Origin of the sequence: Novosphingobium sp. PhB57 (assembly GCF_004342985.1) — a bacterium.
Classification (GTDB): Bacteria; Pseudomonadota; Alphaproteobacteria; order Sphingomonadales; family Sphingomonadaceae; genus Novosphingobium.
On record NZ_SMBO01000005.1, the window covers coordinates 455,275 to 469,375 of the forward strand.

Here is a 14,101-nt window from a genome sequence, read left to right on the forward strand (position 1 = left end):
TGCCGCCGGCCATCGGTAGAAGCCTGTAGAAACCCGCCTGAAGTTAGAACCCCACGGTGGCCATCACTGCCAGCCGGGTATCGCGGTCCCGCGCGAAGGGCGCCTTCTGCAGCTGGTGGCCCAGGTCCACTTCCAGGTCGAGGTAGCGGCCGAGCGTGTAGTGGACTTTGCCGCCTACGCTCACCAGTTCGGCATTCTTGGGCGAATCCGGCAGACGGCGCTGCTGCCAGACCTTGCCGTAATCGACGAAGAGGCCAAGCTGCATCTGGTCGGTCAGCGAACCGCTGCCGGAAATCACCGAGAAGGCCGGCGCATTGAGTTCGGTCTTGAGCAGGAAGCCCTCGCTGCCCAGCGCCGTATTGGGATCGTAGCCGCGCACGCTGCCGAGGCCGCCTGCCGCCAGTTGCTCGCTATAGGGCAGGTTGCTGGTGGCGAACTGCGCCATGCCGCGCAGCACCCAGCTCATGCGGTAGGGCAGCCAGGTGGTGCGGGTAACGGAAATGCGGTCATAAGCGTAAGTCGCCTTGGCATAAGGCACCAGTTGCTGGAGATCGGCATCGTGGTTGTAGCGGGTCACCCCGCCGGGCGAGAACACCATCTGGTTCTCGATCACCGTCTGCCCCAGCCGGTCGTCCACGGTGCCGGTGAAGACCACCGGGAACTGGAAAACCTCCACCGCCGTATCGAGCACGCGGAAGCCCAGGAACTCCAGGTTATTGTCCGCCCGCTTGTAGTCGATGCCCAGCTGCATGCTGCTCCTGAGCGCGCCGCTGCGCGGCAGGTCGTGGACGAAGCGGGCGCTGACCTGCCCGGAATGGCCCTTGCTGTCGAACAGGTCGGCGATCTTCGGCTTCTGGGTGGCATAGGCGCCGAACACCAGCAGCTTGTCGTTCGGCGAGAGCGGAATGACGTCGCTGGCCGAATGCGAGGTATAGCGGCCTTCGAAGCTGCGGGTGAACTGGTAGGACAGGATCTGCCCGGTGCCCAGCACGTTGCCCCAGTTGAAACCGACGAACCATTCGTCCCTGCCGAGCGTGGCGACGCCCTGGTTGTCATAGCCGCCATAGACGCGCAGCGGCAGCCGGTCATGCGCTTCCAGCACCAGGTCGGTCGTGCCGGTGCCCCGTCCGGGCCGCAGCACCCCGTCCACGGTGAGGAAGGAGTTCTGGTTGTAATCGTCCAGCGCCTCGCGCAGGCGCGGCAGGGTGAGCACTTCCCCGGGATCGAGGTCGCTCATGCCGCGGATCAACCGGGTGGAGAAATGCCGGTTGCCGGTCACTTCGATGGCGCCGACGCGGTATTCGGTGACGACCACCTGCACCACGCCGCTCTGCACGTTCTGCGGCGGCACGCTGACGTCCACGAAAGGATGCTCGGTGGCGCGGTAGGTATCCTGGACGATGCGGACCACGGCGTCGAGATCGGCGCGGGTCAGCGGTCGGCCGAGGTAGGGGCGCACCGCCGCATCGAAGGCCGGACCGGCAAGCAGCGGCAGGCCGCGCACGGAAATGCCGCTTTCCGCACCCTCCGGGGCGATCCCGGCAGGCTGCAGCGCGCCCGGTCCATCGACGAAGACCAGCCCGCGCAGCAGCGGCAGGATCGGCGTGGCGTCCGCAGGAGGCGGCGGGGTTTCGGGCCGCACGGGCACTTCGGGCGTGGCGGGGAGCGGCGGGGCCTTGGGCAGGCGCCGCTCGAAGTCCTGCGCCGCGGCCGGGCCGGGCAGCAGGGCGGCCCCGGTCAGCACGGCCACCCCGGCCAGAAGGGCGGCAGGCGCCGTCACGGCCCGCGCGGACCGGCTTCGCAATATCGTGGATCGCATCATTGTCCCCCCATGCCGCCCGGTTCGCCCAGTTCTATCGCCGCAGGCGGCGCTTCGTAGCGGATACGCACTTCCATGCTGCCGCCGCCGCGCGCCAGGATCTGCTCGCTGGAATTGAGCACCGTGCTGCGCTTGGCCACCAGCCAGCCGTCCGCCGTCAGGACCACGCCGCCCGGATCGAGGATGCTGGGCATCGCCGCGAAGGCCTGGGTATGGGCCTGGTAGCGCGGGAAGACGCTGGGATAGACCACGTAGAAGCGCGGGAACGCTCCCGCCGCGAAGCGGGCCAGGTCGGGCGGTTCGGGCAGGCAGGATGCGAGCGAGGTGCAGTTGAAGGGCGGGCGGATCGTGCCCGGCCCTTCGGCGCTGTCCGGCAGGTTGTAGTTCGACAGCAGCGTACCGCTATCGGCCAGGTAATCCGACGGGGAGAGCAGCGCGGTCACCTGGTGGCGGCCGGGCGAAGCCTCCGCATAAGTGCCGGAAGCCTGGGTGATCGTCGCCCCTTCCCCGGCCGCGAAGCCGGTGATCGTGTAATAGCTGGGCACGAGCTGGGCATCGGTGGTGCCGTCCCAGGCCTTGGTGGGGTTGCCGGTGATCGCCACCGTCAGGTCCGCGCGGGAGATGGTGCCCGTGCCCGAGGCCAGGGTCGGCAGGACGTAGTTCGCCAGCAGGGTGCCGCTGTTCGGGCTGAAATCACCCTGTGCCAGCGCGGCGGTGACGGTGTGCGGCCCGGCATTGGGACCGTCGTAGAGCCCCTGGCCCTGCGTGACGCTGGCGCCCTCGCCCGCGATGAAGCCGGTGAGGGCATAGTTGGCGCTCGTCAGGCGGGCGACCGTGGTGCCGTCGTAGGCGCGGCTGGGGTTGCCGACGATGGCGGCGGTCAGCACCGCGCGTTCGATAGTGCCCGCGCCGCTGGCGCTGGTCGGCAGGGCATAGTTGGACAGCAGCGTGCCGGACTGGGCGGTGAAGTCGGTTTCGGAAAGCAGCGCGGTCACGATCCGCGCCCCGGCATTGGCACTGTCGTAGCGGCCCTGCGCCTGGTTTACGCTGGCCCCGTCGCTGCCGACGAAGCCGGTGAGCAGGTAGTTGCCGGGCGTGAGGCCGATGCCGGTGGTGCCGTCGTAAGTGCGGGTGGGATTGCCGATGATCGCGGCCGTCAGCACGGCCCGCGCGATCGTGCCCGGCCCGCTGGCGCTGGTCGGCAGGATGTAGTTGGACAGCAGCGTACCGGACTGGGCGGTGAAGTCTGCCGTGCCCAGACCGGCGGTCACGGTCCAGAGGCCCGCGTTCACGCCTGCATAAGTGCCCACGGTCTGCGTCACCGCGGCGCCCTCTCCCGGTGCGAAACCGGCCAGGGCATAGTTTGCCCCGGTCAGTGTGGCGGCATTGGTGCCATCGTAGGGCTTGGTGGGATTGCCGACGATGGCGGCCGAGAGCACCGCCCGCTCGATAGTGCCCAGCCCCGCTGCCGTGGTCGGCAGCAGGTAGTTCGAAAGAACCGTGCCCGCCCCTGCCGCGAAGTCCCCGCTGCCCAGCATCGCCGTCACCAGGTGGATGCCGGCATTGGCATCGGCGTATGTGCCCGAAGTCGCGGTGACCGTGGCGCTTTCGCTGCCGATGAAGCCGGTGAGCAGGAAGTTGCCCGGCGTGAGCAGGGCCGCCGTGGAACCGTCGTAGGTCTTGGTGGGATTGCCGAGGATCACGGCGGCCAGGGCGGCCTGCGTGATCGTGCCCGCGCCGCTGGCGCTGGCGGGCAGCACGTAGTTCAGCAAGGACGTGCCGCTGTTCGCCACGAAGTCGGCGCTGCCGAGCGCGGCGGTGACGGTGCGCGCGCCGGCATTGGCGCTGTCGTAAGTGCCGACCGTCTCGGTCACCGTGGCGCCCTGCCCGGCGATGAAGCCGGTGAGCGCATAGTTGGCGCTCGTCAGGCTGGCAGCCGTGGTCGCGTCGTAGACCTTGGTGGGATTGCCGAGGATGGTGGCGGTCAGCACGGCCCGTTCGATCAAGCCGATGCCGGTGGCCTGGGTGGGCAGGATGTAGTTGTCGAGCAAAGTGTTCGACTGGGGCGCGAAGTCCCCCGCGCCGAGCGTGGCGGTGATCTGGCGGAACCCGGCATCGGGCGCGGCGAACGTGCCGCTGGCCTGCGTCACGACGGCGCCCTCGCCCACGGCGAAGCCCGTCATCTGGTAATTGCCCGGAACCAGCGTGATCAGCGTCGTGCCGTCATAGGTCTTGACCGGAATGCCGACGATGGAAGCCGCCAGCGTGGCCTTCCCTATCAGCCCCGCGCCCGTAGCGCTGACCGGCAGGACGTAGTTGTCCAGCAGTGTACCGGCGCCGGCAACGAAGTCTCCCGCCACCAGGCTGGCGGTGACGGTGCGCGCACCGGCGTTGGGGCTGTCGTAGACACCGATGCTGCGCGTCACGCTGGCGCTCTCTCCGGTGACGAAGCCGGTGAGTGCGTAGTTGCCGCTGGTCAGCCGGGCGGCGGCGTTGCCGTCATAGACTTTGGTGGGCGTGCCGACGATGGCGGCGGAAAGCACGGCGCGGTCGATGGTGCCGAGGCCGGCGGCCTCCACCGGCAGGACGTAGTTGGCAAGGTCCGTGCCGGCCCCGGCGACAAAGTCCCCGCTGCCGAGCAGGGCGGTGACCAGCCGGGTGCCCGCATTGGCGCTGCCATAGGCGCCCAGCGCCTGCGTGATGCTGGCGCTTTCACCCGAGACGAAGCCGGTCAGCTGGTAGTTGCCGGAGGCCAGCGTGGCCAGGGTGGTGCCGTCGTACGTCTTGGTGGGATTGCCGACGATCACTGCGGAAAGCGTGGCCTGCCCGATGATGCCCGCGCCGCTGGCGCCGAGCGGCAGGACATAGTTTGAAAGCAGGGTGCCGGAATTGGCCGTGAAGTCCCCGCTGCCCAGCACGGCGGTGACGGTGCGTGCGCCGGCATTGGCGCTGTCGTAAGCGCCGATGGCCTGCGTGACGCTGGCGCCTTCGCCGGTGACGAACCCGGTGAGCTGGTAATTGGCACCGGTGAGGGCCGCCACCGTGTTGCCGTCATAGGTCTTGGTGGGATTGCCGACGATCGCCGCCGAGAGCACGGCCTGGTTGATGGTGCCCGCCCCGCTCGCGGTGGTCGGCAGGATGTAGTTGGAGAGGAGCGTGCCCGAACCAGCGACGAAGTCACTGTTGGCGAGGTCTGCGGTGACGGTGCGCGCGCCGGCATTGGCGCTGTCGTACCGCCCCGATGCCTGCGTTACCGTAGCGCTTTCGCTGCCCATGAAGCCGGTGAGCTGGTAGTTGGCCGTGCCCAGGATGGCGGCAATGGTACCGTCGTACGTCTTGGTGGGATTGCCGACGATCGAGATGCCCAGCAAGGCCGGGTTGATCGTGCCGTCGCCGCTCGCGCTTGTCGCCAGCACGTAGTTGGAGAGCAGCGTCCCGCTGTTGGCGTCGTAATTGCCGGCGAGCAGCGCAGCGGTAATCGTGTTGATCCCGGCATTGGCGCTGGCATAGGCGCCCTGGGTCTGGTTGATCGTCGCGCCCTCTCCGGTGACGAAGCCGGTGATCTGGTAATTGCCCGCAGCCAGCGTCGCGGCGGTCGTGCCGTCATAAGTCTTGGTGGGATTGCCGATGATCGAGACGTTCAGTGTGGCCGGGGTGATCGTGCCGATGGGCTGGGCCAGGACCGTGCCGGAAATGCTGTAGTTGGCAGCGTCGCCGCCTGCGAGCCCCAGCCCCATCAGCGAGACATTGATGCCGCTCGCCACGTTCCTGTCGGCATATTCGCCGGTGATCCCGGCCGTATTGACGGTCACGTCATCGCCCGAGACCACGCCGGTCAGGGTATAGGCGGAAGACAGCGTCGGCAGCGTCACGTTGCCGTCATAGGTCTTGGTCACCCCGACCAGCTGGATCAGTGCCTGGGTGATGTCCGCCGAGAGCCCGGTGGGCTGCACCAGCACGTAGTTTCCGAAGTCATCGGCGAGAGCATAGCCGAAGGCGGTCACCGGAATGTCGGTGCCGACATTGCGGCTGTCGAACGTGCCCGCCGCCCCCGTGGAGACCAGCGAGACGGTGTCTCCGCTGACGACATTGACCAGCGCGGCATTCGTGCTGTTCAGCGTGGCGGCGGTGGTGCCGTCGTAGACCTTGTCGTTCGCCACTACCCCGCTGATCGTCAGTACACGCTGGTCGATCGTGCCCGCGCCGCTGGCGGAGACAGGCAGGACGTAGTTGGACAGCAGCGTGGCGCCGGTGGCCGAGAAGTCCCCGCTGCCGAGCACGGCGGTGACCGTGCGTGCGCCGGCATTGGCGCTGTCGTAGGCGCCGGTGGTCTGCGTGACGCTGGCGCCTTCGCCGGTGACGAAGCCGTTGATCTGGTAGTTCGCAGAAGTCAGGCTGGCCAAGCTGTTGCCGTCATAAGTCTTGGTGGGATTGCCGATGATCGCCGCCGTCAGCTGGGCCTGCGTGATCGTGCCGATGGGGCCGGTCACATCGTTGCTGACGACATAATTGCCCGCGCTGGCGCCCGACAGGGCGAGATTGCGGACCGTCACCGACATGCCCGAGCCGACATTGGCACCGGCATTATATTGGCCCGAGACGCCCGAGGTGTCGGCATTGACGGTGTCGCCGGTCAGGACCCCGGTGAAGCTGTAGCCGGTGGAGGCAGAGGGCAGCGCCGTGGTGCCGTCATAGACCTTGGTCACCGAAGCCAGGATGATCTGGAGCGGGTTGATCCGGGCGGTGAGGCCCTGGGCCTGCACCAGGTTGTAATTGCCCGCATCGGCCCCGGAAACCGTGTAGCCGCTGGTCGTCACGTTCCAGAAGCCGGCGTTGGCGGTGGGATTGCCCGCGCCGTCCACGAAAGTGCCGGTGCTGGCGGCGGTGTCCAGCACGACCACGTCGCTGCCGAGCACGCCGCTGAGGCCGGTGCCGCTGTTGTTCAGCGCGGCGAGCGCGCTCTGGTTGTACGTCTTGTCCAGCGCGGTCGCGCCGATCACGTTGAGGGTTGCGGGCGTGATCGTGCCGATGGCGGCATTGGTCACGCTGGATGCGATCGTGTAGTTCAGCGCATCGGTGCCGGTGATGGCTAGGCCGGACAGCGTCACCAGCTTGCCGGTGCCCACGTTCTTGGTATCGTAATTGCCCGAGATGCCGGCGGCATCGACGCTCACCGTGTCTCCCGCGATGACACCCGAAAGCGTGTAGGCGCTGCCCACGGTGGGAAGGCCGGTCGTGGCATCGTAGACCCGCGTGACGGAGGCAAGCTGGATCGTCGCTTCGGTGATGTCCGCCGCAAGGCCCACAGGTTGCAGCACGATGTAGTTCGCCGCATCGGTCCCGGCGGCGGTGTAGCCGGTGGCCGTGACCGGAATGTCGACGCCCACGTTCTTGGTGGCGAACTGCCCGCTTGCCCCGCTGGAAACCAGCGTCACGACATCGCTGCCGAGAATGCCCGTCAGCGAGCCCAGCGAACTGTCCAGCCCGGCCAGCGTGGTGCCGTCATAGACTTTGTCCAGCGCGGAAATGCCCACCACCTGCAGGCTGGCCGGCGTGATCGTCCCCGCACCGGAGGCGGAAACCGGCAGGATGTAGTTGGCAAGCTGGGTGCCTGCCCCGGCGGTGAAGTCGCCCGCGCCCAGCGTGGCCGTGACCACCCGCGCGCCGACGTTCTTGCTGTCGTAAGAGCCCAGAGCCTGCGTCACGTCCGCGCTCTCGCCCGCCACGAAGCCGCTGAGGCTGTAATTGGCGGTGGTCAGCGTGGCGGCCGTGGTGGCGTCGTAGACCTTGGTGGGATTGCCGATGATGATCGCGCTCAGCGCCGCCTGGGTGATCGTGCCGGGGCCGGAAATGCTGGTGGGCAGGACATAGTTGGACAGCAGCGTACCGGCATTGGCCCTGAAGTCCGACACCACCAGCGTGGCGGTGACGGTGCGGGCGCCCGCGTTGGCACTGTCGTAAGCGGCCCCCGCGGACTGCGCGATCGTGCCGCCCTCTCCGGTGATGAAGCCCGAAAGCGCATAGTTGGCGGCGGTCAGCGAGACCTGGGTGGTGCCGTCGTAAGTCTTGGTCGGATTGCCGACGATGCTCCCGGTCAGCGCCAGCGGATTGATGTCCGCCGTCAGCCCCGAAGGCTGCGAAAGCGTGTAATTCCCCGCCTGCGCGCCCGAGATGCCGTATCCGCCCACGTTGACGCGCAAGTCCGTGCCGACGTTGGACTGGAGGAAGGCCGCCGAGGAACTGCCGCCGTCCAGCGCCACGTCGTCCCCCGCCAACACGCCCGAGAGCGTCGCCGCGCCCGAGAGCGTGGCGGCGGTGGTGCCGTCGTAGAACTTGTCGAGCGCGGTGAGGTTGGCAATGGTCAGCCCGCGCGGGGTGATATTGGCCACCAGGCCGCTGGGCTGGAACAGGGTGTAATTGCCCACGTCCGCCCCGGCCACCGTGTAGCCCGAGGCCGTCACCGCGATGCCGTTGCCGACATTGGCCGTGGCGAACGTGCCGGTGGAGGCCGATGGGTCCAGCGTGACGTCATCGCCGGTAACCAGCCCGTAGAGCGTCGCCGTGCCGGCCAGCTGCGCCAGCGTCGTCTGGTCATAGACCTTGTTCTGGGCGCTGATGCCCAGCACGTTCAGCGGCGCGGGCGTGATCGTGCCGGGGCCCACCGCCTCGGTGGGCAGGGCATAGTTGGTCAGCAGCGTGTTCGGCCCGGCCACGAACTCCGATGCCGAAGCCAGTGCAACCAGGATCGAGCGCGCACCGGCGTTGCGGCTGTCATAATTGCCCACGCGGGACAGCACGGAAATGCTCTCCCCGCTGACGAGGCCGGAAATCGCGAAGTTGCCGGAGGTAAGCCCGATCCGCGTGGTGCCGTTGTAGACGCGCGTGGGGTTGCCGATCACGCTGGCCGTCAGCGGCGCACGCAGGATCGTGCCGATGCCGGTGGCCTCGGTGGGCAGGGTATAGTTGGCGAGGTTGGTGTTGGCGAAGGGATCGAAGTCGGTCGGCGCAAGCTGCACGGTCACCGCCTGCGGCCCGGCATTGGCACTGCCATATTCGCCCACCGTCTGGGTGATCGTGGCCCCTTCGCCGGCGATGAAGCCGCTCAGCGTGTAGTCGGCGGGGGTCAGCGTGGCGATGGTATTGCCGTCGTAGACCTTGGTGGGATTGCCGGTGATGTCGACGACGATCACGCCCGGGCCAAGGTTGCGCCGCACGATGGTGCCAAGGCCGGTAACCGGCGAAGGGATGATGTAGTTCGACAGTAATGTGCCGGGATCGGTGGTGAAATTGCTGGCGTCGAGATTGGCCGAAACCGTCCAGATCCCCGCGTTGGACGAGGAATAGGTGCCCTGGCTCTGCGTGACTGTCCCGCCTTCCCCGGTGACCCAGCCGTCCACCTGGAAGTTCGATGGCCCCAGAGAGGCATTGGCATTGCCGTCGTAGGTCTTGGTGGGATTGCCGATGATGGTGATGTTCAAGGGCGCGGGAGTGATCTCGCCCTGGATCGCACCCACCGTGGGGAGGCTGTAGTTCGACAGCAGGGTATTCGGCCCTGCCACGTAGTCCGACGGACTGAGCGAGACGGCGATGTCCCAGATGCCGACGTTCTTAGAGGCATAGTCCAGCGCGGAGGCCTGATTCAGCGTGATGGATTCGCCGGAAACGAGATTGCCCAGCGCCACTTGCGAGGATGTCACGATGGCAGAGGTCGACCCGTCGTAAACCTTGGTCGGCATGCCGCTGCCGGTTACCGACAGCGGACGCGGCGTGATCGCGGCGCTTAGCGTGGACGAGAAGCTGAGGTCGTAATTGCCCGCATCGGCCCCGCTCAGGCTGAGGCCGTCGATCGTCACCGGAATGCCCGTGCCGACGTTCTTGGTGGCGAAAGTGATCTGCGCGCCCGGACCGGCGACGGGGATGATGTCGTCCCCCGCGAAGAGGCCGGAAACCTGGAGGCCGCCCGTGTTGACGCTGCCGAACAGCGTGCCGTCGTAGACTTTGTCGTTGGCGGTGAGCCCGGACACCACCAGCGCGGCGCGAGTGATGTTGGCAGCCAGCCCGCTCGGCTGCGCCACCACGTAGTTCCCCGCGTCCGCGCCGCTCAGCACGACGCCGGTGGCCGTCACTGCGATCGCATTGCCCACGTTCTTGCTCGCAAAGACCCCGCTCGAACCGGAGAAGTCCAGCGTCACGTCATCGCTGCCCACCACGCCGAAGATCGTGGCGGAGCCGGTGTTCAGCACGGCCGCCGTGGTGCTGTCGTAGACCTTGTCGTCCGCCACGATGCCGCTGACGATCAGCGAGGCCGGGTCGATCTGCCCCGCGCCGGTGCCGATGGTGGGCAGGATGTAGTTCGACAGGCTGGTCCCTACCCCGGCGGTGAAGTTGGGCGCCGCGAAGGTGGCATTCACGGTGCGCGCACCGGCATCGGGCGCATCGTAGGCCGCCGTGGCGGCGGCGCCGACGGCGATGGACTCTCCGGCCGCCACCCCGGTCAGCTGGAAATTGGCCGAAGTGAGAGAAACCGCCGTCGTGGCGTTGTAGGTCTTGGTGGGATTGCCGATGATCGCCGCGGTCAGCGCCATGCGGTTGATCGTGCCCGTTGCGGCCGTGACGCTGGGCGTTGCCACGGCATAGCCGAAGACGGGAATGCCGCCGTGGGTCGCTTCGAAATTGGTGGCGGTAACGGCAATGCCGGTGGCGGCGTTCTTGTCCGCATATGTGCCGTCCAGCGTCCAGTCGTCGCTATTGATGAGGCCGGTGACGGTGACGTTGCCATCATCGAGGAAGGCAGTGGTGGTGCCGTCGTAATCCTTCACTACCGGCCCCAGCGTGAAGCTCACGCTCGGCGCGGCGGCATAAAGCAGCCCATTGCCGCCTGCTGCCGGAGCCGTGCCGGCGGGCGCGGCATATTGATAGAAGTCCGGTATCAGGCCGCCCGTGCTGTCGGCGGCCGGGTCGCCCGAATAGACAAGCCAGTTCCCACCCGCCGAAAGCGCGCCCGCACCGGCCTGGTTGATGAAGCTGCCCGTGGTCAGCGTCACGTTCCCGGTTGTCGCGGCAAGCTGCCCTGCGGCCGAAAGGGTGGTGGCTCCGGCCGCGCTGGCCGTCACGGCAGTGGCGGTGACGGCTGCGTTGACGCCAAGCGCATTGCCGGCGGTGAGCGTGACCGAGCCGCCGCCGGAAATGGGCTGGTCGACCGCGATGTCATTGAGCGCGTCGAGCGTCAGGCCGCCCGTGCCGGTCCAGATCACCGGAGCGGCCACGGTGATGTTGCCGCTGCCCCCGGTGCCGCCCGCCGTCGTCTGCTGCGTGACGTCGCTTCCGGCATTGAGCGAGGTGACGATCGTGGTCGCCGCCGCCGTATCGATCACGATGTCGTCGGGATCGAGCAGCCATTGCCCGCCGCGACCCGCCAGGATCGTCGCCGCGCCAAGCGTGAATGCGCGCCCGGATGTCTCCACCCTGCCCCCGCCCGCGCCCCCGCCTTCGGTGCCGTCTGCGCGGATCTCCGCGCCGCTTTCGATCCGGGTGACCTGGGCGATATCCTTCCCACTCGCGAAGGCGGCCGTGCCCACCAGCACTTCGCCGCCGCGCGTTCCCGAGGCGTCGATAAGCGCGCCCGCCGCGATCTGCACCTGCTGTCCATTGACGCTGATCGTGCCGCCGCTGCCGTCGGCCGCCCTGGCCGCCAGCGTTCCGTCCACCACCACCGTGCCTGAAGGCGCTGTCAGCCACAGCTCGCCGTCGATCGTGGCCGTGCCGGTGGCCTGGACCAGGCCCTCGCGGTTGCCCGCCAGCGCGAAGACATTGCCGTTCGCCGCCTTGAGCGCGGCCGCAGCCGCCTCGATCCGGCCGGTCTGGGTCACGTCGCCGCCCGTGCCGGTCCCGGCTGCGTAGGAGACGTAAATCCCGTCCGCCTTGCCATCGGTGGTCGCCAGCAGCACGTCGTCGGCCGCAGCCAGCGTCACGCGCCCGTTCGCCGCGGTAATAAGGCCGCTGTTGGTCACCGAGCGGGCGATGAGGACCACGCTGCCCTCGCCCCCGTCCTGACCGACGCCCGCGGTAATGGTGCCCTGGTTCTCGATCCCCCCGGCCGAAGTCCCGCGCGCGCGCAGCGATCCGCCCGCCATGAAGGCCGCCGGATCGATCGCCCGCGTGGAGCCGACGAAACTGCCGCCCGTCAGCACTTTGCCGCCCGGTCCCACGATCATCCCGGCCGGGTTCATCAGGTAGACCGAGCCGCTGGCCGAAAGTGTGCCGTCTATGCGCGAGAGTTGCCCGCCCATCACCCGGTTGAGCGTGGCGCCCGCGGCATTGTCGATGCGGACCTTGCGGTCGGTGCCGATGGAAAAGTCGCCCCAGTCGATCACCGCCCGGTTGGAGCCCTGAGTGATCGTCATCGTCGCGCCGGCGACGGAGATTGTGCCCGATCCGCCCGTGAACACCCCGCCCGTCGGCAGCCCCGGCGCCTCGGCCAGGGCCGGTGCGGAGAGCAGCAGCGCCGGAGCCAGCAGCGGCAGGAGCATGGGCCGCAGGACGGGCCCCAGGACAGGCCGAAGCCCTGCCGCGGGGAGCCGCCCCAGCGACGTGGTCCGGAGCATGTTCGAACGAATGCGTGCAGATCGGTGCATAAAACCTCGCTGCCCACCCGACTCGCTTGGTACGATCCGCCCGCCCCGCAGGACATCGGGGATTCCCCCTATTGGTTGGGGTAAATGTCGGAGAAGCGGATCAATTCACCGTGCCTGTAACCGCTGGAAATGGCCTCTTCCGCGCGCCACACCGCCTCTCGGCGGGGATGACGGGCTGCGGAACAGCGGAGTGGATGACGCGAATTCGCGGATCGCGCCCATGGCGGCGTCCGAGTTTCGCCAGCCCGGTATCCTCGGGATCATCGCCAGCCCGGTTGGAGCCTTCCAACACGCGGCGAAGTAACGCAGGGTTCAAGCTTCAGGACGCAGGATCGCTCATCGCGTCTGCTCCACTTCGGCCGAGCGGTCCTCGCGAAAGCCGAGCCGCATCGATCCGCCGCTCAGGCGCGCTATCGCCGCTTCCAGTGCGGCACCGTCCAATGCCACCAGCCCCCGCTCCGCCGCGCGGCGGGCCCTCCCCTTGACGATCGCGCGCACCGCCGCTGCCGTCAGCGCCTGCTCGCCGATGGCATAATCGACGCGCGCGGGCCGCGCCGTGCGGGCGCCAAGACGGCCCTCGCCCTGCCGGTGGTTCCACGCCAGCTTGCGCAGCGGCACGGCATCGGCGCCGCTGCGCGCCTTGACCCGCCGCACCGCCACCCGGCGAAACAGCGGGCCCTCGCGCAGATCCGCTGCCGCGATCCAGGCACGGAGCCGCCGCAAGGTATCGCCCGGCAGTGGAACCACGCGCACCGTCTCACTGCTTTTCCGGGGCGGAATCCGCAATTCCTCCGCCTCCAGCGTAAGATCGCTCAGGGTCAAGGCGACGAGTTGGGAAACCCGCAGCCCGCAATCGCTGGCCAGAGACAGCAGCGCTGCATCCCTCAAGCCCGGCGGATCGGCCTCGCAGGCCGCCAAGAGCACCGCCAGCGTGATCGCCCTGTCCTGCGCCGCCCCCTCGCCGCCGTCGCCGGAACGGAGCGCGGCCAACTGCCGTTGTCCGGCCTTGGCGCGCCCTTTCATCGCCAGCAAGGTACCGCGCACCCTGTCGGCCAGCGCGGGATTGGCGCATCCCAGCATCTCGTGAACCGCCCCCAGCGAGGCCAACCGCCGCGCTGCCGTGGCGGGCTTGAGCCCCCGTGCTTCGCAGTCCTCGATATAACGCACCAGACGCGCCTCGCTGGCCGGAAGCCCGGTCAGGCGCCGTTCCCGGCAAAAGGTGGCGTAATCGTCAAGATCGCTCGCCAGCGCCTTCACGCTCGCCGCGGCCCGGGGAGCGATGGCAGCGCGGAAAGCCGCAGCATCCAGGGCGTGGTCCGATGCCAACAGACTGCCGACAAGCGCCAGGAGCTGAGCATTGCGATCGATGGCGCCACCAGCCCGGCGCTGGGGCAGAGACTGCTTTCCCGCCGCATGGACGGTGACGATCGGATCGTTCTCCCCACTGCCCGCCGCCGACATTCCAGCGGCACGAATGGCGGCGCGATCGCCTTTGCCGGCCTGATGCAAGTCATGCTCCTCCATCGGGCGAGCGCCCGAGTTCAGCCCGCCCTCTTCCATCGCTACAACCCGCTCACCTCGCCCGTCCGCTGTAATGGCACCCACACTCCTTCTAGGTGTCCCCAAAAAAGGGCGGAATTCCGCCGCC

At 68.2% G+C, this 14,101-nt stretch carries 3 protein-coding genes; all 3 read right to left on the bottom strand.

Features of this window, described 5'->3' with window-relative positions; genetic code table 11:
- Window positions 1-43: 43 nt before the first annotated feature.
- The 3 genes from EDF58_RS17310 to EDF58_RS17320 all read right to left on the bottom strand — a co-directional run bounded on the left by EDF58_RS17310 (window position 44) and on the right by EDF58_RS17320 (window position 14,058).
- Window positions 44-1,819 (bottom strand): ShlB/FhaC/HecB family hemolysin secretion/activation protein, encoded by a 1,776-nt coding sequence (locus EDF58_RS17310; RefSeq protein ID WP_165921462.1) that lies wholly within the window; start codon window positions 1,817-1,819, stop codon window positions 44-46.
- Complete coding sequence (locus tag EDF58_RS17315) at window positions 1,819-12,423, bottom strand: YDG domain-containing protein (protein WP_165921463.1); 10,605 nt, start codon at window positions 12,421-12,423, stop codon at window positions 1,819-1,821. The genes EDF58_RS17310 and EDF58_RS17315 overlap by 1 nt, the downstream gene beginning before the upstream one ends.
- A 366-nt stretch (window positions 12,424-12,789) precedes the next feature.
- Window positions 12,790-14,058 (bottom strand): tyrosine-type recombinase/integrase, encoded by a 1,269-nt coding sequence (locus tag EDF58_RS17320; protein WP_165921464.1) that lies wholly within the window; start codon window positions 14,056-14,058, stop codon window positions 12,790-12,792.
- Between the last annotated feature and the right edge of the window lie 43 nt (window positions 14,059-14,101).

Bases quoted from the DNA above. Each gene is read 5' to 3' on its own strand.
- EDF58_RS17310 (WP_165921462.1), bottom strand. From the start codon at position 1,819: ATGCGATCCACGATATTGCGAAGCCGGTCCGCGCGGGCCGTGACGGCG.
- EDF58_RS17315 (WP_165921463.1), bottom strand. From the start codon at position 12,423: ATGCTCCGGACCACGTCGCTGGGGCGGCTCCCCGCGGCAGGGCTTCGG.